Raw genomic sequence first — 22,094 nt, 5'->3', positions numbered from 1 at the left:
GTCGATTGCGATTCAACCGAATCGCAATCGACTCTAGTCTTCGCGGCAGGGGCAACCGGACCCGTTGGAGCCGGTCGCCGACCTTGCCGCCAGAACACCAAATACATAAAATAACAACAGCTTGTGGCGTGAGCCCGAAAACCCGGATGAGCTTGCGGCGCCAGCGACCAGGGAGAGCGTCATGACGCAAATCGAGATCGCCAAGGAAGACGACGGCCGTCGCGGCCGTTATGTCGCCCGCGTTCCGGGCAAGCAAGCCGAAGCCGAACTGACCTTCATCCATTGCGGTCCCGGCCTGATCGGCGCGGAACACACGAACGCCCCCGAAAGCATGAAGGGAACCGGTGCGGCGGCGGCGCTGGTCGACGCTCTGATCGCCGACGCGCGAAGGATCGGTTTCCGGATCGTCCCGCATTGTTCCTATGTCCGCTCCCGGTATGAAAAGTCTCCCGAATGGCAGGACGTGATGACCGTCGCGCCGGGGGAAACGCCAAACCTCGGGTCTTGAGTCGGCGCAGGTCGGCCAAAAACCTGTTCAGAAAACCAGGCCTTGCGCTCCCGCGACGGCTCCGAGAATCGTCAGCGCCGCGATTGCGAGCAAAATCCGATGCAGACGGGACAATCGATGCAAGGCGGCCGACGGATCGCGCGCCGCCAATTCGTCGAAACTGTCCTTAATCAGCGGTTCGACGACGAAGACGAGAATCATAAAGACGAGCCAAAGTCCCAACATCGCGCCCATCCACCAGAAATGGAGATCGCGGAACCGCTCCCACACGTCCATTTTGTAGGTCAACCAGAGTCCGGCGGCTCCGGCGATGGGGATGGAAAGGCGAACCTGCGACGCAAACCGCCGCTCGACAGCGTCGAAAAACGCAAGACCTTCCGCTGCGGACGCGCGGGACAAGGCGTAGGGAAGGACCACGAGCGTCACGAAGCCGACGCCGCCGATCCAATGGACGATCGCGAGAACATGCAGCGCGCGCGCAAGAACCAGGTCGTCCATCGACATCGTTTTCCCCCGCCCCGTTTTTCTCGGCATGAAAAATCCCAGCGGTCACCGGCGGCGTCCCTTCATCATCAAGGCCAGCAGGCCCTTGATCAACAGGTCTGGCGAGGGCGGGCAGCCGGGAATATGCAGATCGACCGGAATGACCTCCGATACGCCCCCGGCGCAGGCGTAACTTCCCGCATAAATGCCGCCGTCGAGCGCGCAGGCGCCGGCGGCGACGACCCATTTCGGCGAAGGCGTCGCATCATAGGTTCGCTTCAACGCCTCGCGCATGTTTTCGGTCACCGGCCCGGTGACCAGCAGCAGGTCGGCGTGGCGGGGCGAGGCGACGAATTTCAGGCCGAACCGCTCCAGATCGTAAAATGGATTGTTCAGCGCATGGATTTCCAGTTCGCAACCGTTGCACGAGCCGGCGTCGACCTGCCGGATCGACAGGCTGCCGTCGAAAAAAGCATCGACGCCCTGCTTGAGTTGGGCGCGCAGTTCGAGCGATTCGGCGTCGTCGGCCGGAGGGCGCGGCTCGGTCAGAGGCGTCCGCCAAATGCTTTGAAGCAGAATGTCGCGCATGAGCGATCCTAAAGATCGTGCCCCGAATAGGAGCAGTTGAAGGATTTGTTGCACAAAGGAAAGTCGGCGACGATATTGCCCTCGATGGCGGCTTCAAGCACCGGCCACTGGAACCAGGACGGATCGCGCAGGTGGCAGCGCTCGATGGTTGCGTCGGGCGCCACGCGCACCCACGCCAGAATGTCGCCGCGAAAACCCTCCACCAGCGCAAGACCCTCCGTCGCGCAGGCCTGTGTTGCGCGCGGCTCGGCGTTGATTCTTCCTGCCGACGGGGCCGACGTCAGGATCTGCTCGATCAGGCCCAGACTCTGTTCGACTTCCTTGATGCGGATCCAGACGCGCGCGTTGACGTCGCCCTCCTGCAGCACCGGCACGTCGAACGACAGCCGATCGTAGGGCGGATAGGCGACATCGCGGCGCGCGTCGAACGAGCGTCCGGAACCGCGCCCGACAAAGCCGCCGCAGGCGAAGCGCCGCGCCAGTTCCCGCTTCAGAACGCCCGATCCCGCTGTTCGATCCTGCAAGGAGGCGGTGTCGTCATAGAGTTCGATCAGTTGCGGCATGGCGAGGCGAACCGTCGCAACGAGTTGGCGAATGACTTCGGCTTCGTTTTCGCCGAAATCGACGCTGAGGCCGCCGGGAACGATGGCGTCCATCATCAGCCGATGGCCGAAGCCGGTGTAACAGGCGCGCAGAATGCGTTCCCGCAGCACGCTGCAATAAGCGAGCATCAGCGCGAAGGCCGCGTCGTTGCAAATGGCGCCAATGTCGCCGATGTGATTGGCGAGACGCTCCAGTTCCGCCATCAATGCCCTGACCGAGACGGCGCCCGCCAAAACCTCGACGCCCATGGCCGCTTCGACGGCGCGCGAAAAAGCCAGCGAACAGGCCACGGTGCTGTCGCCCGAACAGCGCGCCGCGAGCCTCGCCGCGCGCGCGAGCGGAGCGCCCGCCATCAGCCCTTCGACTCCCTTGTGGACATAGCCAAGCCTCTCCTCCAGCCGCACGATGGTTTCGCCATTGGCGGTGAAGCGGAAATGTCCGGGTTCGATGATCCCGGCATGGACCGGTCCAACGGGTATCTGGTGCAGGCCTTCGCCGATGTTTTTCACGAAGTCATAGGCGGGCGGCGTCGTCCGTTCGCCAAGCGGCGGAGTCTGTTGGCCAAGCGGCGGAGTCTGTTGGCCAAGCGGCGCTCGGAGCCGCCAGCGGCCATGGTCGAGCCACGGCCGCTTGTCGACGGCGCCCGAAGCCTCATGGCCGAACAGGTCATGGATCGTCCGCTCAAGCCGGATCGCCGGCGCATGATGGCGGCCGACCGACGGGAATTTTCCATTCGCGCAGGCCAGGCTGGCGACGGCGATCGACCAGGGCTCCGTTGCGAGAACCGCCATATGAACATGGCCGGCGTCCCCCCAAAGCCCGAGCAGCGAAATCTCTCCTTCGGCCAGAAGTTCGGTCAGGGCGCGCCAGCTTGCCGCATCGACGAGGCGCCGTGGCCAGGGGCGGTGATTTTCGATTTCGGGAAAGGCGTCGAGAATTTCGCTCAGGTTCGGCATCGGACCTCCCGGATCAACCCAGCATGACGGCGACATGCTGGAACCAGGCGACCAGCGGCGGCGGGAGATAGATGCCGGCCGCCAGCACCAGCCCGAGATGCATCGCCAGCGGCGCCGACGAGGCCTTGACCGGCGCCAGACTCCCGGTCGGTTCGCCGAAAGCCAGACCGTGCAGCCGCCACAGCAGCGCCCCGAAGGCGATCAGCAGGCCGAGCGTCAGCGGCGCGGCGAGCAGCGGCGCATGGGCGACGGTCGAACTGACGATCAGGAACTCGCTCATGAAAACGCCCGAGGGCGGCATTCCCGCTATGGCCGCGACCCCGACGACAAGGCCCCAGCCGAGCAGCGGGTGGGTGACCGTCAATCCGCGAATATCGCGCATCCTCTGCGTGCCTTTCGCCTGCGCGATCTGCCCGACGGCGAAAAAGATCGCCGATTTGGTCAGGCTGTGCATGGTCATGTGCAGCAGGCCGGCGAAATTGGCCACCGCCCCGCCCATCCCGAAGGCGAAAGCGACGATGCCCATATGCTCGATCGAAGAATAGGCGAACATTCGCTTGATGTCGGAGCGGCGGTACAGCATCAGGCCGGCGAAGACCAGCGACACCATCCCCAGCGTCGCCATCAGCGGTCCCGGCGCGATGGCTCTCGGATTGGCCGCCATCAACAGCTTGAACCGGAGCACCGCATAGAGCGCCACATTCAGCAGCAGGCCGGATAGAACCGCCGAAATCGGCGTCGGACCCTCGGCGTGGGCGTCGGGAAGCCAGGCGTGCAGGGGCGCCAGACCCACTTTGGTGCCGTAGCCCAGGAGCAGGAACACGAAGGCGAGGTTGAGCAGCGCCGGGTCGAATTCCGCGACATGCGCGATCAGCACGGTCCAGATCATGCCGTTCGAGCCTTCGCCGACCACCGGCCGGGCGGCCATGTAGATCAGGATGGTGCCAAACAAGGCGAGGGCGATGCCGACGCTGCCGAGGATGAAATATTTCCATGCCGCCTCGAGCGCCCGGTCGGTGCGATAAATGCCGACCATCAACACCGTCGTCAGCGTCGCGACTTCGATGGCCACCCACATCAGGCCGATATTGTTGGCGACCAGCGCGAGGTTCATCGCGCCGAGCAGCACCTGATACATGGTGTGATAGAAACGCAGGTTCGCTTTGTTCAAATGGCCGGTTTCCAGCTCATGCGCGATGTAGCTGGCGCTGAACAGGCTGGTCGTGAAGGCGACGAATGTGTTCAGGACGATGAAGACGATGTTGAGATCGTCCACCAGCAGGTAGCTCCCCGACGCGGGCTTGTCGATCAACAGCGACGAGGCCGCCAGGAAGGTGACGAACGCCGACGCGACATTCAGCCGGGCGGACAATCGATAGTCCGGCAAAGTCACCAGCACGACGGCCGTCAGCGCCGGCAGGAACAGGATCAGATGGACGTTCTGCAAAAGCAACGCGCTCATATCCTGTTCACCTTTGATCCGTCGAGCGCATGAAGATCCACCGAGTCGAAACGTTCGCGGATGCGGAACAGGAAAATGCCGACAACGATGAGCGCGATCAGGATGGAAAAGGCGACGCTGATCTCGACCACCAGCGGCATCCCCCTGGCGCCCGTCGCGGCCAAAATCAGCCCGTTCTCCAGCGACATGAAGCCGACCACCTGACTGACGGCGTTGCTTCGCGTGACCATCATCAACAGCCCGAGCAGAACCACCGACAAGGCAAAGGCGAGATCCTCGCGCGCCAGCACGTCGGCGCCCTGGGTCACGCGCAGCATGACGACCATCGACAGCGACACCAGCGCGATGCCGGCCAGCATGGTCGGCACCGTGCTGACCACGGTCTCGACCTGGCGTTGGATGCGCAGACGCCCGACAATGCGGTGCAGCGCCAGCGGGATGACGATCGCCTTGAAGATCAGGGTGATCGCGGCGGTAATGTAAAGGTGCGGCGCATCCTGGATATAGGCCTGCCACGCCACGGAGACGGCAAGGACCAGCGCCTGCGCGGCGAACATGTTCAACAGCGCATAGAGGCGATCCTGATAGAGCAGCATGAAGCTGACGAGAACCAGCCCGCCGGCGAACATATGCGCGATGTCGAAATCGAGCCGGTCCATTCTACAACCCTCGCGACATGAAGCGCAGCAGCGTGGCGAGCAAAGCCAGCATCAAGGCCACGCCGATGAAATCCGGCACACGGAAGACACGCATCTTGGCCACCGTCGTTTCGAACAGGGCCAGCAGGAAGCCGGCGCCGGCGAGCTTGCCGACATAGGCGGCGGCGCCGATCGCGTGCGCCGAAAAACCCGCGGCGACCGGCGCCAGTCCCCATGGAACAAAAACGCAGGCGATCAGCGAGATGTAAAGCAGGAGCTTGAGTTGAGACGATAATTCGATCATCGCCAGATGGCGTCCCGAATATTCCAGCACCATGGCCTCATGGACCATGGTCAGCTCCAGATGGGTCGAAGGGTTGTCGACCGGAATTCGGGCGTTTTCCGCTATCGCCACGATCACCAGAGCGATCAGCGCCAAAGCCAGCGAAACCCGCAGGCCGACGGCGGGCGACAGCATGAATCCGGCGACCGTCGATAATTGGGTGGAGCGGGCGATCAGCGCCAGGGTGAATACGATCATGATCAGCGCCGGCTCGGCCAGCGTGGCGAACATCATCTCGCGGCTTGAGCCGAGGCCGCCGAAACTCGTGCCGACATCCATGCCGGCCAGCGCGAGAAAAAACCGCGCGCTTCCCAAAAGCGCGGTGATGGCGATGAGATCCGCCGACCAGTTGAACAACAGGCCGGTGGCGAAGGTCGGAACCAGTGAGGCCGCCACCCAGGTCGTGGCGAAAATGATATAGGGCGCGACCCGAAACAGCCATGACGCGCTCTGCGCGACGACCGCTTCCTTGCGCACCAGCTTGACGAGGTCGAAATAGGGCTGGAGCAAGCGCGGTCCCTGACGCCGCAACAGCCGCGCCTTGGCCTTGCGGATGAATCCGGTCAGCAGCGGCGCCAGCAGCAGCACCGCCAGCATCTGCGAAATCTGGATCGAGAGATCGCGAATCAAGCCCATGACGCCAGAACCAGAAGCAGGAACACCAGAGCCCCGAAAACCAGGCTCAGATATTGCCGGATGGTGAGGAATTGCATGCGGTTGAACCAGGTCGCCAGCCGGTTGACGCCGCCGATGACGGGTGCGTAAAACACCTCCCAGGCGATATCGACCATTTCGACCTTGAAGCGGGCGGGACGCAGTTCGCCGGGAGGCGGCATGTCGAGGCGCTCGGTCGCCCGAAAGGCAAAATTGCCATAAACCCGCCGGATCGGCTGCGAGAAACTGTCCGGCGAATATTGCGTGAGCGGACTGGCGTCGGGAAAACCGCAGTCCCAGGCCGGCGCGCGGCGGATGGCTCTCGAAGCCAGACGGTGGACGACATAGGCCGCCAGCAGCGCCGACATGCCGATGAAAAAGAACACCAGCAGACCGTTATAGGAACTTCGGCTCTCGGCGACCGGCGCGATCGAGACCCATGGAATGGCCGATTGAGACACCAGATTGGCGCCGGTCAGATCGCGCACGACCGGCGTAAGGGCGTCGATGACCTGGCCCGGAAAAATACCCGCCAGCAGGCACAGAACGGCCAGCGCGCCCATCGCGGTCAGGGAGAAGCGGTCGACCTCGACGGCGTTTTCCGCCGCCGAACTGCGCGGGCGCCCGAGAAACGCTATGCCGAACGCGCGGACGAAACAGGCGCCCGCCAGCGCCGCCGCGAGGGCCAGCATGGCGCCGGCGGCCGGGATCAGCAGTTTGAGCGCCCAGCTCAGCAGCGACGGGCTGAGCAGGATCGCCTGGAACACCAGCCATTCCGAGACGAAGCCGTTCAGGGGCGGCAAGGCCGAAATCGCGGCGCAGCCGACAAGCATGAACAGTCCCGTCGCCGGCATGAGGTTCAATAGGCCGCCCAGTTTTCCCATGTCGCGCTCGCCGGTCGAGGTCAGGACCGCGCCGGCGCCGAAAAACAACAGGCTCTTGAACAGCGCGTGATTCAGCACGTGAAACAGCGCCGCCGTCATCGCCAGCGCGGCGGCGACGCTGAAGCCATTGGCCATGAAAACCAGCGACAGGCCGAGGGCGACAAAGACCACGCCGATATTTTCAATGGTGCTGTAGGCGAGGACGCGTTTCAGATCGGTCTGCACCAGCGCGAAAAGCACGCCGATCACGGCCGTCGCCGCGCCGACGACCATTACGGGTATGCCCCACCACCAATCGATCGGTCCAAGCAGGTCGAACACCACCCGGATGAAGCCATAGACCGCCACCTTGGTCATGACGCCGCTCATCAAGGCCGAGACATGGCTCGGCGCCGCTGGATGAGCGAGCGGCAGCCAGACATGCAGGGGAACCAGACCGGCTTTCGATCCAGCGCCGACGAGGACGAGGCCGAGGACGGTCGCGGCGACCAGCGGCGACGGCGCATCGGCGCGCATCTGGGCGAAGGCGTAATGGCCTCCGGGTCCGGCCAGAAGGCCGAAAGCCAGCAACAAGGCGAATGTTCCGATACTGGCCATGACAATATAAACGAGGCCGGCGCGAAGATTTTCATCTTCACGATGATGCGCCATCACCAGCGCCCAGGAAGCCAGCGACATGAACTCCCACGAAACAAGAAAACTGTAGGCGTCGTCGGCGATCAGCACCAGATTCATGCCGGCGAGAAAGGCCGGAAAGAATGGCAGCACCCTCGAGGGTTCGTGCTCGCGCCGGCCATAGCCGAGCGCATAAAGGCTGGCCGATGCCGCGCCGAAATTGACCACCGACAGAAAAAAACTGGCAAGGGCGTCAATTCGAAAATGCGCGCCGACCCAGGGCAGGCCGATCGGCAGCACCAACGTCGAAGGCTCGGCCGCCGTGACGAGACGCGAGAGGGCCGCGCCGAACAGCAGAAGCGAAACGATGAGCGCGCCGGAATAGAGGAAGGCGGAGGCTGAGCGACCGCGCCCGAGAACGATGGCCATCGCGCCCAGCGCGAGCAATGCCGCATCGCCGAGGAGGAAACCGGCGGGCGGCATCAGCAGCGCCCTTGCCGCGCCGCCGTCTTGGCCAGTCTACGGCGGGGCGGAACCTTGCGGGCCCTCAAGCTTGCGCCTTGTCCATCCATCCTCATGCATGATCCATCAGTCTTGATGTGAAATCATCAATAGGCTCAGCCTACGCTCTATATTTTCGCGGTCAATATGACCGCGTTGATTCCGCGAAACTTCTCCTCGCCAACCCGGTTGCGCCTCGACCGACTCACGGCTCCGCGCGACGCAGGGACATCCTTCTCCAAACGCCGCCGCATGTCGATGGGCTGCGCAAGCGGCTGGCGGGTCGATGCACGGCGCTGCGATCGATGATCGGCGTTCGACGTACAATCGGCCAGTTTCGATGTGCGGTAAATTAATTTTGATGTTTTTGACCGCGATCCATAAACTGTCCAAACTGGATCTGCGTGGGGGAGTCGTCGCACCGTGATCAGCGCCTTGCAATTGAGAGCCGCTCGCGCGCTGCTCGGTATCGACCAGCGCCAGTTGGCTGAATTGTCGGGAGTGTCCCTCCCAACCATTCAGCGCATGGAAGCGAGCGAAGGCAACGTCAGGGGCATGATCGATACGCTGACCAAGGTCATAGACGCTCTCGACCGGGCAGGGGTCGAGATCCTTGCCGACAATGCCGAGAGTCGTGGCTTTGGGCGCGGCGTGAGGCTCAAACAGGCGCGCGCCGGCTCCACCTGACCCCGGCGCTTGTCCCCGGCCGATGAGCGCGTTTTCGAACGAAGCGGATTGCTGTCATGGGGGCTTCACCGACAAGCCATAATTTTTAGACGATCCGTTCAATCGGGCCAGGGGGCGCGCCAATTTTGGACAGTCAAACCGCAGTCGAACTGGAAGTTTCACGCCGCCGGCTACTTGCGGCTGCCGGGCTGGCGCCCGGCGCCCTGGCGCTGCTGGCCGCGACCGGCGCGCAAGCGCAAAACCCCGGCGAAAGCGCGAAAGACGCGAATCTTCCGGCGGCGGAGCCAGTCGCGGGCCTGCATCTGCAATTCGGCGCCGACGCCGCTGCGGAAATGACCGTGTCCTGGCACAGTCTTTCGCCGGTGAGCAATCCGCGCGTGCTGCTCGGGACGCTCGACGGCAGGCTGGAGCAGACGGTTGCGGCGAGGACGTCGAGCTATGTCGACGCCAAATCCCAAAAAACCGTCCATGTCCACCACGCCAGATTGCGCGTCCTGCGCCCGGACTCGGCCTATCTCTATGCGGCGCTGCATGACGGCGCGACGCCGGAATTCGCGAGTTTTCGCACCGCGCCGCGTGGCCGGGCCGCCTTCACCTTCACCAGCTTCGGCGATCAGGGCACGCCGACGCTGGGGCGAAGATATGTTCCGCCCGAGGGCGTTACGCTCCCGGCGCCGATCTTCGTCAGCGACAATCTCGGCTCCCCGGCCGCCGCCGACACCACGCTCGGCGTCGAGCGCGTCCGTCCGTTGTTTCATCTGCTCAACGGCGATCTCTGCTATGCCAATATCGCCGAAGACCGCATACGCAGCTGGTGGGATTTCTGGGCGAATAATTCGCGCAGCGCCCGCAACCGGCCCTGGATGCCCTGCGCCGGCAATCACGAGAACGAACGCGGCAATGGACCGATCGGCTATCTGGCCTATCAGACCTATTTCGAAACGCCGGAGGCCTCGGGGCAGACCGAGTTGACGCGCGGACTTTGGTACGCCTTCACGGCCGGTTCCGTTCGCGTGATCAGCCTCGCCAATGACGATGTGGTCTATCAGGACGGCGGCGACAGCTATGTGCGGGGCTATTCCGGCGGCGCGCAGAAAGCCTGGCTCGAACAGGAACTGGCGGCGACCCGCGCCAACCCGGCGATAGACTGGATCGTCGTCTGCATGCACCAGGTGGCGATTTCGACCGCCGAAAGGTTCAATGGCGCCGATCTCGGCATCCGCGAGGAATGGTTGCCGTTGTTCGACAAATATGACGTCGATCTGGTGGTTTGCGGGCACGAGCACCATTACGAACGTTCGCATCCGCTGCACGGTTGCGAGGAAAACCGCACCCTCACGCCGAAGCCGGCGGCGCTGGCGACCGATGTGATCGACGCCAGCAAGGGCGCCGTCCACATGGTGATCGGCTGCGGGGGAACCTCGGCGCCGTCCAACCGACTGTTGTTCGATCCGCCGGCAGCCCGAGTCATCGTCGCGGTCGGCGAACCCGACGCCAGAACGGGAAAACGGCCGCCGGTTTACGTGATCGAAAGCGCGCCCTGGTCGGCGGTGCGCAACATCGGCCATGGTTATGGCTTCGCCGCCTTCACCCTGGACCCCGGCGACGGGCCGGGCGCGGTGACGCGCATCAAAGTGGTCTATTATGACGTGACCGGCCCCGGCGGCCAAATCGCGCCGTTCGAGACCTTTACGCTTGAGCGGCGCCGCCGCGACGGCGCCTGACGCGTTGGGGCTTTGCTTCACCCGGTCGCGGCGACGGCCCCCGACGGAAAGGTTTTGAATTCGCGTCGGCGGCGAGACGACCCGCCGCCAATATTTTGTCATGCGCGCTTGCGTCCGCCGATCATGGCGCGGACGAGATTTTCGCCATGCGCGACGCTGGCGAGAGCGACGCCGGCAATATGCAGGAACACGAGGCCCAACAGCGCATAGACGCTGGCTTCATGTGCGGCCTTCATCGGATGCGAACCCCAGAAGGCGTCGGTCGTCAGCAAAATGCCGGTGGCCGACACGACGGTCAGGAGCCCGAGCAAAGCCAGGATCATCGCGCCGCCCGCCGGATTATGGCCGAGAAAGCGCCGCGCCTTCAATTGCGCGCTGTCGCGAAGAAAGGACAGCACTTCGGCCGGCGGGCGGACGAAGGCGGCGAAGCGGGCGTTTTCAGATCCGATGAAGCCCCAGACGATCCTGAGCGTCACCAGTGCGGCGATCACGTAGCCTGCGGCGATATGCAGCCCGGCGATTTCATCGCCGGTCAGCAAGGCGCAGACGACCAGTGCGACAAGGCTCCAGTGGAACAGCCGAACGAACGGGTCCCACACGGCGACGGTCGCCGGCGGCGTCACGCCGCCGGCTTCCGCGATCATGACCGGAGCCGCCATCAATCGTCATCCTCGTCGTCCTTGTCCGACGATGCCACCTTGCCGCCAACGCTGCCGCCGCCGCTGCTGGCGCTGCCTCCGGAGACGATGACGCCGGTGGTTGGATCGAGGAAAAGCTCATCCTTCTTGCCCAACTTGTCGATCACGTAGAACTCGCCGCAGGCCTTCTTGATTTCGCCGCTTCGGATCTCATAGCCCTGTTCGGCGACTTTGGCCTTCAGGGCATCGAGCGAGAGGTAGTCCGCTTGCGGTTTCGTCGTGCAGGGCCGGCCGAGGCTTTCCGCCCGTGCAAGACCGGCGGTTCCCGCCAAAGCCGCGATGCTCGCCAGTATGAGCCATTTACGCATTTTTCATCCCTTTCCATTCGCGCCCGGCTTCACTGCCCGGGCAATGACGAGGGGTATGAAGGAAAGCCGATGACGGCCTGCTGATGATCCATGTCAGCGATTTGTCATTTGGGATGTGGGATGATCCGCGCGTTGTTTAACCGCATATTCTTTTCCGAAAAGTCTGCAACTTTTCGGCAATATGCTCTGGAACCCCGGGTCTCCCATTTTCATGTCACGGTCGCCTCCTGCTCTCCTTGCGCTGTGCCTGCTGCTGTTCGCCGCCGCCGCGCCAGCCGACGAGTCGCGGCGCGATCAGGATGAAGCGCAGGCGGCGGTAAAGAGCGGCGCCATCCGTCCGCTCGAAGACATCGTCGCCGGCCTGCGCCTCCGCATGCCCGGCGAGATCGTCAAGATCAAGCTTGAGCGCGAGCACGGACTCTGGGTCTATGAGTTTCGCGTGCTGGACTCGCGGGGCCGTCTGCGCGAGGTCACGGTCGATGCGGCGACGGGGGCAATCATGGACGCCGGGGACGACTGATGCGCATCCTTTTGGTCGAAGACGACGACCGGATCGCGCGCGACGTCGAGCGTGCGCTGCTCGCCGCCGGCTATCTGGTCGAGCGCGCGAAAAATGGCGAGGACGCCTGGTTTCTCGGCGACACCGAGGATTATGTCGCGGTCGTGCTCGACCTCGGCCTGCCGGGCATGGACGGCCTTGCCGTGCTCAAGCGCTGGCGCGCCGGCAACCGGACGACCCCCGTGCTGGTGCTGACCGCGCGCAGCTCATGGAGCGAGAAGGTCGAGGGAATCGACGCCGGCGCCGACGATTATCTCGCCAAGCCGTTCCGCATGGAGGAACTACTGGCGCGGTTGCGCTCGGTCATTCGCCGTTCCGCCGGCCACGCCGCCTCCGTAGCCTGCGTCGGCGAACTCCAGCTTGACGAACGCGCGATGAAGGTGAGCGTCGGCGGCGCGCCGGTCGAGCTGTCGCCGCTCGAATATCGTCTGGTCGCCTATCTGATGCTGCGCCGGGGCCGGGTCGTGCCACAGCAGGAACTGATTGAAAACGTTTACGGTCAGGACGAGCAATCGTCCAACGCCATTGAAGTGCTGATTGGGCGAGTGCGCAGAAAACTCGGCGCCCAATGGATCGAGACGCGGCGCGGTTTCGGCTATCTGATGCCGGAAGATGTCGCGTGATCCGCCGTTCGCTCCGCCTCCGGCTGGCGCTGGCCGGCGCGCTGGCCATAACGGTCGCGCTGGCTTTTTCAGGCGCCGGCTTGACGCTGCTGTTCGAGCGGCACGTCTACCGCACCTTGTCGGACGACCTCGACGTCGACCTCCGGCAGATCGTCGGCGGCCTCGATATCGACCCCGGCGGCGCGATCGCGCTGGTCAGACCGCCGCCCGACCCCCGGTTCAACGAACCGCTGTCGGGACTCTATTGGCAGATCGACACGCCTTCAGGCCTCTTGCGGTCCCGCTCCTTATGGGATTTTGCGCTGGCGCCGCCCTCCGACCGCTTGAGCGAAGGACAGACCCATTATCATCAGATCGCCGGACCCGGCGGCAAGCTGCTGTTGGTCGCCGAACGCCGGGTGGAATTTTCCGCTCGGGGCAGGCGCCAGACGGCGCGGGTTTTTGTCGCGAGCGACCTGACGCGGCTGCGCCGGGCGCGCGACGCCTTCCTCGCCGATCTCGTGCCGGGCCTCGTCCTGCTCGCCCTGGTCCTGGCGCTGGCGACCTGGCTCCAGCTCAGTCTCGGCCTTCGACCGCTGATCCGTTTGCGGCGCGAAGTCGCCGACGCCATCAGCGGCGGTCGCCAGCGGCTGTCGCTCGACGCGCCGGACGAAGTCCTGCCGCTCGTTCGCGAAGTCAATGCGCTGCTCGACGCGCAGGAGAAGGAACTGGAGCGCGCGCGCGGCCGCGCCGCCGATCTCGCCCATGGTCTGAAAACGCCGTTGGCGGCTTTGGCGGGCGACGCCCGCAGGCTTCGCGAGGGTGGCGACGGCGAAGTCGCCGGGTCTCTGGAGGAGATAGGCGAGTCCATGCGCCGCCATGTCGAGCGTGAACTGGCCCGCGCCCGCGTCCAGGGCCCGGCGACGCGACGCGGACTCCCGGCGACGCCGCTGCGCGAAATCGTCGAGGCTCTGATCCGAACTCTGAGCCGAACGAATCGAGGCGAAGAAATCAGTTTTGAAAACGAAATCGCCGGCGCCGCCGTCGCGCCGATCGAACGCATGGACCTGACCGAACTGCTCGGCAATCTGCTCGACAACGCCGCGCGCCATGCCTCGACGCGGGTTCGCGTCTCCTGCGCCGACGACGCAGGACGCCCGGTCATTGCGATCGAGGATGACGGTCCGGGCCTCGATCCGGACCATGAAGCCCTGGTCCGCCAGCGTGGCGGGCGCCTCGACCATGGCGGCGGCGCCGGCCTCGGCCTCGCTCTCGCCCAGGACATTCTGGACGCCTATGGCTGGAACATGGCGTTTTCCCGTTCGCCGCTCGGTGGGCTGAGGGTTAGCCTGCGCGTCGTCGGCAGCGCCTGAAGACCAGCGGGCGCCAGGCTTCACGCCGCCCTTGGCGGTTCGCCGAGCGCCGCCAGCGCCCCGCATTCGGCGTCGGTAAAAACGCGGGATCGCGTGTGAAAGCTTATTCCCTCGGGACTCTCGATGGAAAGACCATTGCTGCCGCCCTCGATGACATCGACGATGATCTGCGTATGACGCCAATATTCGAATTGATTGGCCCGGATGTAGAAGGGGCAGCCGCCGATTTCGCCCAGCACGATTGTTTCCGGGCCGAGCCAGACCTCGTCTCTGGGCGAACAAATCGGGGCGGAGCCTTCGCAGCAGCCGGCGGATTGATAAAACGCCAACGGACCGTGTTTGGTTTCGAGACGGGCGATCCACGAAAGCGTTTCGGCCGTCGCTTCAACGCGTGCGGGCGCGGGCATGATTTTCTCCATTTACCGACGATCCGTCCTATATGTACGGCAAAATAATCCAGTCCAGCAGCCAGGACGGAAAGAAAATTTCGAAATACCATCCACATCGAGACGGCGGACGTAACAATTCCCGTTCAGGAACGTTAACACCATGGATGGCGGCGAAAACGCTAGCAAAGCCGTCATTGAAAGGACGAGGGGCGCCGGAGCTTCGCCCCTCAGCGAAAAAGGCGTCGGCGCGAAATCGAAACACATGCGACGGCCTCTCCAGTCGAAGTCCCGTTTCCGGGACGCCGCCCCCGGCAATATAAATCGTTTCAAACAGGAGAATACCCATGAACGCCAAAACCTTCGCCACCCGCTTCGCCGCCTGCGCTTTGTTCGCTTCGGCGGCAATCTTCAGCGCCCCTTCCTTTGCCGAGGATGCGATGAAGGGCGACGCCATGAAAAGCGACGCGATGAAGGGCGACGCCATGAAGGCCGACAAGATGAAGGGCGACGCCATGAAGGGCGACGCCATGAAAGGCGACGCGATGAAAGGCGACGCCATGAAAGGCGACGCCATGAAAGGCGCCAAGTAAGGCGCTATAACGAAAGGCGTCCATGCGTGTTTTCTTGCATGGGCGTCTTGTTTCCATTGCTTGTCGGGCCGCTCCCATGACCGAATCTCTCGCGCTTGCCCCCGCCGCGCCGCATCGAAAAACAGTTTTCGTGCCGCGTCATGCGCTTGTCACGCGCCTCACCCATTGGCTCAACGCCCTGTGCATCTTTGGCCTGCTGATGAGCGGTCTGAATATTTTCATGGCCCATCCGGCGCTCTACTGGGGCCAATATGGAGCGGACGCAGACCGTCCGGCCTTCGAAATCGGCGCGGAGTCGCGCGAGTCTGGCCCGCCAAAGGGATTTGTCCGTTTCGGTGAAGCGACCACTCTCGACACAACCGGCGTGCTCGGCGCGGTCCGCGACGACGATGGCGATTGGCATCAACGCGCCTTTCCCTATTGGGCGACCTTGCCCGCCTCCCGCGATTTATCGATTGCCCGGCGATGGCACTTTTTCTTCGCCTGGCTTTTTGTCGCCAATCTCGCCGCCTATTACGCCTTCGGCCTGATCAACGGCCATCTGCGCCGCGACCTTGTGCCGAGCCCCGCGCAATTGCGGCCAAGCGCCCTGCTGAGCGATGTCATCCATCATCTCAAGCTGCAATTTCCGCAGGGTGAAGCGGCGCGCCATTACAATCCGTTGCAAAAGCTCGCCTATCTCGGCGTGATCGGCCTGCTGCTGCCCCTGGTCGCGCTGACCGGCATGACCATGTCGCCGGGCCTCGATGCGATCTTTCCCTGGCTGATCGACCTGTTCGGCGGCCGGCAATCGGCGCGAACTCTGCATTTCATCGCCGCCAATCTCATCGTCCTGTTCGTCCTCGTCCATCTCGCCATGGTGGTTCTCGCCGGTCCGATCAACGAGATCCGCTCGATGATCACCGGCAAACTCAAGATTGTTTCGCAAGATCCCGACGGGAGCCTCCCATGAGCCGACTTCTGATCCCTCGTCGCAAATTCCTCGGGCTCGGCGCCTTGGGTCTCGGCGCCGCCGCGCTGGGCTTTTCCGGCCGCCCCGCCGACGCCGCGAGCTTCGAGGAACTGATCGCCCATGCACAGAGCCTGACCTATGGCGCGCAGCGCCTGCTTGGCCGCAATGCGCTGGCACGGGAATTTTCCGCGAAGGACATTTCGCCGGTCTTCAAGGTCAATGGCACGCACATGCCCGACACCACGGAATACGAGGCGCTGCTCGCCGGGGATTTCGCCACTTGGCGGTTGCAGGTCGAAGGCCTGGTGGCGACCCCGCTGTCCTTGTCGCTTGCGGATCTGCACGCCCTGCCGCAGCGCACGCAGATCACCCGCCACGATTGCGTCGAGGGCTGGAGCGCCATCGGCCAATGGCAGGGGACGCCGCTCGCGGAAATTCTCAAGCGCGCGGCGCCGCTGCCGGCGGCGCGTTTCGTGGTGTTCCACTGCGCCGATTTCTACGAGCGCGCCGCCGATGGGACCGGCCAATATTACGAAAGCATCGATCTCGTCGACGCCTTTCATCCCCAGACCATTCTCGCTCATAGCCTCAATGGCGAGGCCCTGTCGGTCGGTCATGGCGCCCCCGTTCGGCTGCGGGTCGAACGGCAACTGGGTTACAAGCAGGCCAAATATGTGATGCGCATCGAACTGGTGGAGCGGTTCGACCGCATCGGTCGCGGCAAAGGCGGCTACTGGCCGGATCGCGGCTATGAATGGTATGCCGGAATCTGAGGCCGCCCGGCCCTTGGCAAGCGCGAGCCTTGTTTCGTCGGGGCCGCTTCAGCCGGAATGAACCAGCGCCGAATTGGCGTCGAGCGAAAGATCGACCATCAACTCGTCGGCGAGTTCTTCGAGGTGCTGGCGGAGCAGTTCGACCGGCAGGTCGTCGGGCAATGTCAGCCGGGCGTTGGCCTTGAACATGGCTTCGCCCGAGAACGACCCGCTCACGCATTCGCTTTCGAGTTCGGCGATGCTGACATTATGGGCCGCGAGCACCTGCGAAATGTCGCGGATGATGCCGGGCCGGTCGAGGCCGACCAGATCGAGCCGCAGCGTGCGGCCGCCGATCTGCGCCGGCGCGTCGCATTTCTCGATGATGAAGCGAAGTCCCTGCGCGTCCAGTTTGCGCAGCGATTCGACGAGCGCGTCCGCTTTTTCCGGCGCGATGGAGACCAGCAACATGCCGGCGAACTGGCCGGAAAGGCGCGCCATGCGCGTGTCAAGCCAATTGCCGCCGCCTGCGGCGACCGTTTCGGCCAGTCTGCTCACCAGACCCGGACGATCGCGGCCGATGACGGTAAGGACGAGATGTATCTGCATGTGCGCGTTCCTCTCACGCGGGGAGAATACGCGATAATCCATGCCGCTCAATGTCGGATATCGACAATTTCGGCTTCCCCCGCCGGCGCGGTCCGCGCTAAAACTTGAAATAGAAACCGGCGGTGATGACGTCCATAGCGACGCCGACCTTGGTCTGCCGGAGGGGCAGGGCGTCAAAATCCATGTTCTGGAGCTGGATTCGCCGATATCCGATCCTGAAAACGTCTTTCTCGCTCCAGAGGTATTGGATGCCGCCGCCGGCGACCCAGCCGGGCAGGGTTTGGGTATTGGAGGCGAAGGGCCCTTCGATTGTCGTCTGGGCGAAGGCGAAACCGCCGGTTCCATAGATCATGAACCGGTCGAACGCATATCCCGCGCTCGCCCGGGCCGAACCGACCCAGCCAATGTCGGCTTTGGTCACATTGGCGAAGGGGGTATTGGCGTCGGCCTGCATCAGCGAATAGGAAAGATCGACGGACGGTCCGAAAACCAGATTTCCGGCCTGGAAATTATAACCCGTCTCCGCGCCAAAGGTTACGCCCTGCGCATTTTTCAGGTAACGGCCGCCGGCGCCCTGGAATTGCGCGGTTTGGTAGGCGACGAGCGGCTTGACGAAGAATCCGCTCCAATTGTAGGGCGCGCTCAGGTTCTTGTAATTCGGCAGCAGCCAGTTTTGCGGGGGTGGCAGGCTGCCGAGGCCGCTCAGCGGCGCGGGCAAGGGCAGATCGTCGGCGCGCGCGGGTTCTGCGCACAGACAGGCGGCAGACATCGCCGCCAGCGCGACGCGAAAATTCGAGATTGTCATGAAGCCTCTTTGAAATGGCAAGACCGCGCATTAAACGCCTATGCCGGTTAACAAACATCTCTCGCGCCCGGCAGGATCGCCGACGAAATCCCTTGCGATGGGCGCCGCGCGGCGGGAGCGAAGATCCGCGACCGCCTGCGGTTGGCGGGGCCATCGACGCAACAGCCTGTCCAGCCGCGGCCGGTCGCACGGCTACGAGGGGTTGCGCGAGAATCGCAGGTCGACAACGCCCACGGGCACGCCGAACTTCGATACGACGGCGTTGTTCACCACTTTCCCGTTCGCAGTTCGAACGAGGATATCTTCAAAGTGGACCCTCGTAGGTCCGCCGTCGCCCGGCAAGTCGACATCGTAGGACAGTCGGATGGCGGCGCCGTCTCTGGCGACATCCGCGAAGCCGACGACGTCCTCGCGCGTTCCCCGGTAGCGTCCATCGCCAAGGCTGTGAAAGCGCCACGTCTTGACGCCCTTTTCGCCGTCCGCATAGACGAAGCGCTCGGTAAGCACGAAGGCGCCTCCCTGGCTGGCGCCATCGAGGGTGACCTTGAAATCGCGACGAAGGCCGGTGATCGTATTGCTGAAATAGCCGGTCGCATAGGTCCGTCCCGAAAAGTCGCGCTCCAGCGCCAGCGGACCTGCGCCGTTTTCGACGCTCGCGGGGCGCGTGGCGCAACCGGCCAGCGCTATCGCGGCGGCCAGGGCAAAAGTAGGCAAGGTTGCGCGCATGATCATGCTCCAGTGGAGGCTGGTTCTATCATGTTGACAAGGTTTTAGTCGAACGTAATCGGGCGGGAGGCGAAGTTTGAAGCCCGTCTTGCCGCGCTCGCGCGGGAGGGGATTTTTTGCGGCCCCTGCGCGTTGCTTCCCCGCAGCCCCGCGCTACCCGCCGCCAACCGCGCGCACGGCGAAGGCGCTCGCCATCATCCCGAGGACATAGAGCGGCACGCCGAAGCCGCTGTACCATAGCGCGCGCTCGACGGGGCTGGCGATGAACTTCGCCATCATGGCGATTTGTCCCAGCAGCAGGGCCGCCACGATCGCCGCGAAATAGGGATGGCCCCAGGAAATCAGGAGTCCGATCACGACGACCTGAGAAGCCGCCATGACGAAGCTCGCCGCCCAGGCCGCGGCGTCGGGTCCCAGCAGGACCGGAACGGAGTCGATCCCCATCTGCCGGTCGCCCTTGATCGACTTGAAGTCGTTCAGGGTCATGATGCCGTGCGCGCCGACGCTGTAAAGAAACGCCAGCCAGAGGATCGGCGCCGGGGGCAGGGCGCCGCCGAGCATGGCCGCGGCGCCCGTCATCCAGGCCAAACCCTCGTAAGAGAAGCCGCAGGCGGCATTGCCGAGCCAGCCGTTGCGCTTGAGGCGGAAAGGCGGCGCGCTGTAGGCCCATGCCAGCGCCATGCCGACCGCGGCGGAAATCAGCACCCAAGGTCCGAGCGTCGTCGCCACGAGCAGCGACAGAACGGTCCAGATTCCGGCCACATACAGACCCCATCGGCCGGGGATGCGCCCGGAGGGTATCGGCCGGTCCGGCTCATTGATGGCGTCGACGTCGCGGTCATACCAATCGTTTATCGCCTGGCTCATCGCACAGACCAGCGGACCGGCAAGCACGATGCCGGTCAGGGCGATCCGCCAGTTGGCGAGGATGGGCTGACCGGAGGAAACGACGCCGCAGGCAAACGCCCACATCGGCGGAAACCAGGTGATCGGCTTGAGGAGTTCCAGCACCGCCGAAGGCTCGGGAGTGGTCCGAGCGGGCAAGCGCGGCGTCGGCGGCGCGGACGATCCAAGATCCTTCGTGCTGGTCATGTTTGAGCTTCTCATCCCGCCAAGCGTGAAATGGCGTTGTTACCCGGATTTTATCGCCGCCGCCAATTCGAACCGTCCCTCGCGCGGGCGGAGTTGGTTCCATATGCAACGGGACGGGGTCTCGATGCAACCCGACCGGCCGTCCTGAAAATGGCCCGGACCGGCGCGTCAGGCGCGAGCAGACCGGGGGCGCCGCCGCCGGCGAAAGGGCGGCCGAGCGACCCGCGCGAGGTGGGTCCGGCAAGACTCACCGACGGATCGAACCATGCCGCCGGGCCTCCAGGTTGAACAGCTTTTCCGCGGCAAGCACGGCAAGCGAGGCGTTTCTCGCCGTGGCGTCGGCGCCGACGGTCGCGGCAAGACCCGGCTGATCGTAGAGCGCCGGGCCGCCGACCATGACCCCGATGCTCGAATTTTGTGAACGGCCGCGAATTTCCGAAATAAACCGGGCCAATGGCTCCAGCGCGTTGGTGTTGCTCACGCTCAACCCCAACACCGCAAACCATTCTTTTTCAACGATTTCGAGGATGTGGTCGATCGACGTCGGCCTTTCGGAGCGCACGTTCCAGCCCCAGGCTTCGAGCATTTTCTCGACGATGGTGATCCCGAACGAATGCTGCTTCTCGCCCGGCATGGTGGACATCAGGATCGAACGCTGCTCGATCAGCGCGGGCGCGCCGGAATTGCAGTCCATCCTCGCAAGCAGGCGTTGCAGGCAGCCCATGCCTCGCGTCACGTCCATGAAATCGCATTCGTCGGTTTCCCACATCTGCCCGAGCCGCCGTGCGACGGGTTCGAACAGATCGAGGAATACCTGCTCCATGGAAAGCCCACGCGCAGTGAATTCGGCGACTTGACGCTCGGCGCAGGAGGTGTCCGGCGCCAGCACGAGTTGCGTGAAACTGGAAATATCTTCGGCGCCAAAAGGCGCAACGACGGCGCCGCTTTCCGCGGGGACCTCCAGATGCAGCAACGCGAGCTGCGGTATGATCTGGGTCCCGACCAAAGCCGCGATGCTGGAAAGCGGCTCAAGCTGATCGTCGCCGGCGAGGGTCCGGCGGTCGACGAATTCACGTTGGGGGTCCGACGCGCCTTTGCCGCCCTCGCGGAGCCGCGTCGTTTCAATTTCGAAACCGTAAAACCCGTCACACGAGTCCGTCTGGAAGTGCCCCGCCATAGAACGCCTCGCAAGCCCGAATTTTTTTATGCCCGGCAGCGATACGCCGGCATTCATTGATCGGCAGATTGGCTTTGGCGGCCAAAAGTGTCAAGCATCCACGACAGTGCCGCCCTATCATGAGCCTACTGTTTCTGCCCGGCTTGTTCCCGATGCGGCGCCTGGCTGCGCGCCGGGAAAACATGCCTGAAGTTTGCGTTGCAACATGATCGATATTGCAGCGCGGCGGCGAAATCGACCCAACGTCAACGCGAACGCGTTACCCAGGCGCAAGGGAAGATTTATCCGGAAAGCAGGCGTTGCGGCGGGAAAAACCGACGGCGGCGGCGGGTCGTAAAAACGATCGAACGCCTGTTCCAGGCGGCGCGTTTTCCTGGCGAGCAGAAAGGGCGTTTTGGGCGCGGCGACGAATTCCGGCCACCGCCGAAGCCAGGCTCGTCCTCGGCTGGGATGCGGCGATTTGTCGCGGTCGGAACGGCGCGCGTCGGTCGTTTACGCTCGGAAAAGTGGAATCGCCGGCGGCTTGCGGCTTTGGCCTATCTATTGGGGTCGATCCCATGCGCGGCTTTGGAGCGCCCTTGCTCCGGTTCAATGGGTTGGGCGGTATAGGCCACGGCGCAGGCCCAGATCAAAGCCAGAATGGCCATGGCGGCGAAAAGCCGGGAGGAGAGGCGGCGCGCCGGCGATTGGCCGGCAGGGCGGCGCGGCGCGTGGATGATTTCGAAGGCCATTGTCGCTGCTTCTCCGGCGGGCCAGAGGGGTGTGGCGCGCGCCCGGCCTCCGCCCGCCGCCAAAAAAATAATAAATCTATAAAAT

At 63.9% G+C, this 22,094-nt stretch carries 26 protein-coding genes; 9 read left to right on the top strand and 17 right to left on the bottom strand.

Annotated features, from left to right (window positions below; translation table 11 throughout):
• Nucleotides 1–181 precede the first annotated feature (181 nt).
• Nucleotides 182–508, top strand: coding sequence for a GNAT family N-acetyltransferase (locus tag QZY01_RS21795; protein WP_294541423.1), 327 nt, complete (start codon nt 182–184; stop codon nt 506–508).
• A gap of 27 nt (nt 509–535) precedes the next feature.
• Here QZY01_RS21795 and QZY01_RS21790 read toward each other — a convergent pair whose 3' ends face one another.
• Genes QZY01_RS21790 through hyfB form a run of 7 tightly spaced genes read right to left on the bottom strand, consistent with a single transcriptional unit; the run spans nt 536 to nt 8,217 of the window.
• Nucleotides 536–1,012 carry a hypothetical protein gene (locus QZY01_RS21790; protein WP_294541420.1) on the bottom strand — a complete coding sequence of 159 codons (477 nt, stop codon included), beginning with the start codon at nt 1,010–1,012 and terminating at the stop codon, nt 536–538.
• Nucleotides 1,013–1,057: 45 nt separating this feature from the next.
• Nucleotides 1,058–1,579 carry an NADH-quinone oxidoreductase subunit B family protein gene (locus tag QZY01_RS21785; protein WP_294541417.1) on the bottom strand — a complete coding sequence of 174 codons (522 nt, stop codon included), beginning with the start codon at nt 1,577–1,579 and terminating at the stop codon, nt 1,058–1,060.
• A gap of 8 nt (nt 1,580–1,587) precedes the next feature.
• Complete coding sequence (locus QZY01_RS21780; protein ID WP_294541415.1) at nt 1,588–3,138, bottom strand: hydrogenase expression protein HypE; 1,551 nt, start codon at nt 3,136–3,138, stop codon at nt 1,588–1,590.
• A gap of 13 nt (nt 3,139–3,151) precedes the next feature.
• Nucleotides 3,152–4,600, bottom strand: coding sequence for a hydrogenase 4 subunit F (locus QZY01_RS21775; RefSeq protein ID WP_294541414.1), 1,449 nt, complete (start codon nt 4,598–4,600; stop codon nt 3,152–3,154).
• Complete coding sequence (locus tag QZY01_RS21770) at nt 4,597–5,259, bottom strand: hydrogenase-4 component E (RefSeq protein ID WP_294541413.1); 663 nt, start codon at nt 5,257–5,259, stop codon at nt 4,597–4,599. The genes QZY01_RS21775 and QZY01_RS21770 overlap by 4 nt, the downstream gene beginning before the upstream one ends.
• Nucleotide 5,260: 1 nt before the next feature.
• Complete coding sequence (locus QZY01_RS21765) at nt 5,261–6,217, bottom strand: NADH-quinone oxidoreductase subunit H (protein ID WP_294541411.1); 957 nt, start codon at nt 6,215–6,217, stop codon at nt 5,261–5,263.
• Nucleotides 6,208–8,217, bottom strand: a complete 2,010-nt coding sequence (hyfB, locus tag QZY01_RS21760; RefSeq protein WP_294541409.1) for a hydrogenase 4 subunit B — start codon at nt 8,215–8,217, stop codon at nt 6,208–6,210. The genes QZY01_RS21765 and hyfB overlap by 10 nt, the downstream gene beginning before the upstream one ends.
• Nucleotides 8,218–8,658: 441 nt before the next feature.
• On the opposite strand from hyfB, the gene QZY01_RS21755 reads away from it, so the two are divergent.
• Complete coding sequence (locus QZY01_RS21755; RefSeq protein WP_294541406.1) at nt 8,659–8,922, top strand: helix-turn-helix transcriptional regulator; 264 nt, start codon at nt 8,659–8,661, stop codon at nt 8,920–8,922.
• Nucleotides 8,923–9,047: 125 nt separating this feature from the next.
• The gene (locus QZY01_RS21750; RefSeq protein WP_294541404.1) at nt 9,048–10,646 is read left to right on the top strand and encodes a metallophosphoesterase family protein; all 1,599 of its coding nucleotides are present in this window, start codon (nt 9,048–9,050) and stop codon (nt 10,644–10,646) included.
• 98 nt (nt 10,647–10,744) lie between these two features.
• Here the strand turns inward: QZY01_RS21750 and QZY01_RS21745 are convergent, their stop codons facing one another.
• Nucleotides 10,745–11,305 carry a cytochrome b/b6 domain-containing protein gene (locus QZY01_RS21745; protein ID WP_294541402.1) on the bottom strand — a complete coding sequence of 187 codons (561 nt, stop codon included), beginning with the start codon at nt 11,303–11,305 and terminating at the stop codon, nt 10,745–10,747.
• The gene (locus QZY01_RS21740; protein ID WP_294541400.1) at nt 11,305–11,652 is read right to left on the bottom strand and encodes a PepSY domain-containing protein; all 348 of its coding nucleotides are present in this window, start codon (nt 11,650–11,652) and stop codon (nt 11,305–11,307) included. Before QZY01_RS21740 ends, QZY01_RS21745 begins: the two co-directional genes overlap by 1 nt.
• 211 nt (nt 11,653–11,863) lie before the next feature.
• Between QZY01_RS21740 and QZY01_RS21735 the strand changes: the two genes are divergently transcribed.
• From QZY01_RS21735 to QZY01_RS21725, 3 genes are read left to right on the top strand one after another with little or no spacing between them, the layout of a single operon-like run.
• Nucleotides 11,864–12,172: a PepSY domain-containing protein gene (locus tag QZY01_RS21735; RefSeq protein ID WP_294541398.1), complete on the top strand. Its 309-nt coding sequence runs from the start codon at nt 11,864–11,866 to the stop codon at nt 12,170–12,172.
• Nucleotides 12,172–12,834, top strand: a complete 663-nt coding sequence (locus tag QZY01_RS21730) for a response regulator transcription factor (RefSeq protein WP_294541396.1) — start codon at nt 12,172–12,174, stop codon at nt 12,832–12,834. The genes QZY01_RS21735 and QZY01_RS21730 overlap by 1 nt, the downstream gene beginning before the upstream one ends.
• On the top strand, nt 12,831–14,186 hold the full coding sequence (locus QZY01_RS21725) for a HAMP domain-containing sensor histidine kinase (protein WP_294541393.1): 1,356 nt from the start codon (nt 12,831–12,833) through the stop codon (nt 14,184–14,186). Before QZY01_RS21730 ends, QZY01_RS21725 begins: the two co-directional genes overlap by 4 nt.
• A 20-nt stretch (nt 14,187–14,206) precedes the next feature.
• Here the strand turns inward: QZY01_RS21725 and QZY01_RS21720 are convergent, their stop codons facing one another.
• Complete coding sequence (locus QZY01_RS21720) at nt 14,207–14,593, bottom strand: DUF779 domain-containing protein (protein ID WP_294541391.1); 387 nt, start codon at nt 14,591–14,593, stop codon at nt 14,207–14,209.
• Between the two features lie 28 nt (nt 14,594–14,621).
• Nucleotides 14,622–14,921 carry a hypothetical protein gene (locus QZY01_RS21715; RefSeq protein ID WP_294541389.1) on the bottom strand — a complete coding sequence of 100 codons (300 nt, stop codon included), beginning with the start codon at nt 14,919–14,921 and terminating at the stop codon, nt 14,622–14,624.
• On the opposite strand from QZY01_RS21715, the gene QZY01_RS21710 reads away from it, so the two are divergent.
• From QZY01_RS21710 to QZY01_RS21700, 3 genes are all read left to right on the top strand, one after another.
• A complete protein-coding gene (locus QZY01_RS21710; protein WP_294541388.1) occupies nt 14,920–15,165 on the top strand; it encodes a pentapeptide MXKDX repeat protein in 246 nt (81 codons plus the stop codon). The two genes, QZY01_RS21715 and QZY01_RS21710, sit on opposite strands and share 2 nt — an antisense overlap.
• A 76-nt stretch (nt 15,166–15,241) precedes the next feature.
• A complete protein-coding gene (locus QZY01_RS21705; RefSeq protein ID WP_294541387.1) occupies nt 15,242–16,117 on the top strand; it encodes a cytochrome b/b6 domain-containing protein in 876 nt (291 codons plus the stop codon).
• The gene (locus QZY01_RS21700; RefSeq protein ID WP_294541386.1) at nt 16,114–16,890 is read left to right on the top strand and encodes a molybdopterin-binding protein; all 777 of its coding nucleotides are present in this window, start codon (nt 16,114–16,116) and stop codon (nt 16,888–16,890) included. Before QZY01_RS21705 ends, QZY01_RS21700 begins: the two co-directional genes overlap by 4 nt.
• A gap of 48 nt (nt 16,891–16,938) precedes the next feature.
• Here the strand turns inward: QZY01_RS21700 and QZY01_RS21695 are convergent, their stop codons facing one another.
• From QZY01_RS21695 to QZY01_RS21670, 6 genes are all read right to left on the bottom strand, one after another.
• Entirely contained in the window at nt 16,939–17,478 is a 540-nt protein-coding gene (locus QZY01_RS21695) for an ACT domain-containing protein (RefSeq protein ID WP_294541383.1), read from the bottom strand.
• 97 nt (nt 17,479–17,575) lie between these two features.
• Nucleotides 17,576–18,283, bottom strand: a complete 708-nt coding sequence (locus QZY01_RS21690) for an outer membrane beta-barrel protein (protein WP_294541381.1) — start codon at nt 18,281–18,283, stop codon at nt 17,576–17,578.
• Between the two features lie 192 nt (nt 18,284–18,475).
• Nucleotides 18,476–19,009: a DUF3833 family protein gene (locus QZY01_RS21685; RefSeq protein WP_294541379.1), complete on the bottom strand. Its 534-nt coding sequence runs from the start codon at nt 19,007–19,009 to the stop codon at nt 18,476–18,478.
• Nucleotides 19,010–19,162: 153 nt separating this feature from the next.
• Nucleotides 19,163–20,101 carry a chlorophyll synthase ChlG gene (gene chlG, locus QZY01_RS21680; RefSeq protein ID WP_294541377.1) on the bottom strand — a complete coding sequence of 313 codons (939 nt, stop codon included), beginning with the start codon at nt 20,099–20,101 and terminating at the stop codon, nt 19,163–19,165.
• 247 nt (nt 20,102–20,348) lie between these two features.
• Nucleotides 20,349–21,278 (bottom strand): cobalamin B12-binding domain-containing protein, encoded by a 930-nt coding sequence (locus tag QZY01_RS21675; RefSeq protein ID WP_294541375.1) that lies wholly within the window; start codon nt 21,276–21,278, stop codon nt 20,349–20,351.
• Between the two features lie 536 nt (nt 21,279–21,814).
• The gene (locus QZY01_RS21670; RefSeq protein WP_294541373.1) at nt 21,815–22,009 is read right to left on the bottom strand and encodes a hypothetical protein; all 195 of its coding nucleotides are present in this window, start codon (nt 22,007–22,009) and stop codon (nt 21,815–21,817) included.
• Between the last annotated feature and the right edge of the window lie 85 nt (nt 22,010–22,094).

It is taken from the genome of uncultured Rhodoblastus sp. (assembly GCF_903903185.1).
In the GTDB taxonomy this organism is placed as follows: domain Bacteria; phylum Pseudomonadota; class Alphaproteobacteria; order Rhizobiales; family Beijerinckiaceae; genus Rhodoblastus.
This window is presented reverse-complemented; position numbering and strand designations above follow the sequence as displayed.

What these genes read in the sequence shown, in the direction of transcription:
- QZY01_RS21775 (WP_294541414.1), bottom strand. Translation starts at nt 4,600, where the DNA reads ATGAGCGCGTTGCTTTTGCAGAACGTCCATCTGATCCTGTTCCTGCCG.
- hyfB (WP_294541409.1), bottom strand. Translation starts at nt 8,217, where the DNA reads ATGCCGCCCGCCGGTTTCCTCCTCGGCGATGCGGCATTGCTCGCGCTG.
- QZY01_RS21740 (WP_294541400.1), bottom strand. Translation starts at nt 11,652, where the DNA reads ATGCGTAAATGGCTCATACTGGCGAGCATCGCGGCTTTGGCGGGAACC.
- QZY01_RS21770 (WP_294541413.1), bottom strand. Translation starts at nt 5,259, where the DNA reads ATGGACCGGCTCGATTTCGACATCGCGCATATGTTCGCCGGCGGGCTG.
- QZY01_RS21720 (WP_294541391.1), bottom strand. Translation starts at nt 14,593, where the DNA reads ATGCCCGCGCCCGCACGCGTTGAAGCGACGGCCGAAACGCTTTCGTGG.
- QZY01_RS21780 (WP_294541415.1), bottom strand. Translation starts at nt 3,138, where the DNA reads ATGCCGAACCTGAGCGAAATTCTCGACGCCTTTCCCGAAATCGAAAAT.
- QZY01_RS21710 (WP_294541388.1), top strand. Translation starts at nt 14,920, where the DNA reads ATGAACGCCAAAACCTTCGCCACCCGCTTCGCCGCCTGCGCTTTGTTC.
- QZY01_RS21745 (WP_294541402.1), bottom strand. Translation starts at nt 11,305, where the DNA reads ATGGCGGCTCCGGTCATGATCGCGGAAGCCGGCGGCGTGACGCCGCCG.
- QZY01_RS21700 (WP_294541386.1), top strand. Translation starts at nt 16,114, where the DNA reads ATGAGCCGACTTCTGATCCCTCGTCGCAAATTCCTCGGGCTCGGCGCC.
- QZY01_RS21735 (WP_294541398.1), top strand. Translation starts at nt 11,864, where the DNA reads ATGTCACGGTCGCCTCCTGCTCTCCTTGCGCTGTGCCTGCTGCTGTTC.
- QZY01_RS21785 (WP_294541417.1), bottom strand. Translation starts at nt 1,579, where the DNA reads ATGCGCGACATTCTGCTTCAAAGCATTTGGCGGACGCCTCTGACCGAG.
- QZY01_RS21685 (WP_294541379.1), bottom strand. Translation starts at nt 19,009, where the DNA reads ATGCGCGCAACCTTGCCTACTTTTGCCCTGGCCGCCGCGATAGCGCTG.
- QZY01_RS21730 (WP_294541396.1), top strand. Translation starts at nt 12,172, where the DNA reads ATGCGCATCCTTTTGGTCGAAGACGACGACCGGATCGCGCGCGACGTC.
- QZY01_RS21705 (WP_294541387.1), top strand. Translation starts at nt 15,242, where the DNA reads ATGACCGAATCTCTCGCGCTTGCCCCCGCCGCGCCGCATCGAAAAACA.
- QZY01_RS21715 (WP_294541389.1), bottom strand. Translation starts at nt 14,921, where the DNA reads ATGGGTATTCTCCTGTTTGAAACGATTTATATTGCCGGGGGCGGCGTC.
- QZY01_RS21790 (WP_294541420.1), bottom strand. Translation starts at nt 1,012, where the DNA reads ATGTCGATGGACGACCTGGTTCTTGCGCGCGCGCTGCATGTTCTCGCG.
- QZY01_RS21670 (WP_294541373.1), bottom strand. Translation starts at nt 22,009, where the DNA reads ATGGCCTTCGAAATCATCCACGCGCCGCGCCGCCCTGCCGGCCAATCG.
- QZY01_RS21765 (WP_294541411.1), bottom strand. Translation starts at nt 6,217, where the DNA reads ATGGGCTTGATTCGCGATCTCTCGATCCAGATTTCGCAGATGCTGGCG.
- QZY01_RS21690 (WP_294541381.1), bottom strand. Translation starts at nt 18,283, where the DNA reads ATGACAATCTCGAATTTTCGCGTCGCGCTGGCGGCGATGTCTGCCGCC.
- QZY01_RS21795 (WP_294541423.1), top strand. Translation starts at nt 182, where the DNA reads ATGACGCAAATCGAGATCGCCAAGGAAGACGACGGCCGTCGCGGCCGT.
- QZY01_RS21675 (WP_294541375.1), bottom strand. Translation starts at nt 21,278, where the DNA reads ATGGCGGGGCACTTCCAGACGGACTCGTGTGACGGGTTTTACGGTTTC.
- QZY01_RS21695 (WP_294541383.1), bottom strand. Translation starts at nt 17,478, where the DNA reads ATGCAGATACATCTCGTCCTTACCGTCATCGGCCGCGATCGTCCGGGT.
- chlG (WP_294541377.1), bottom strand. Translation starts at nt 20,101, where the DNA reads ATGACCAGCACGAAGGATCTTGGATCGTCCGCGCCGCCGACGCCGCGC.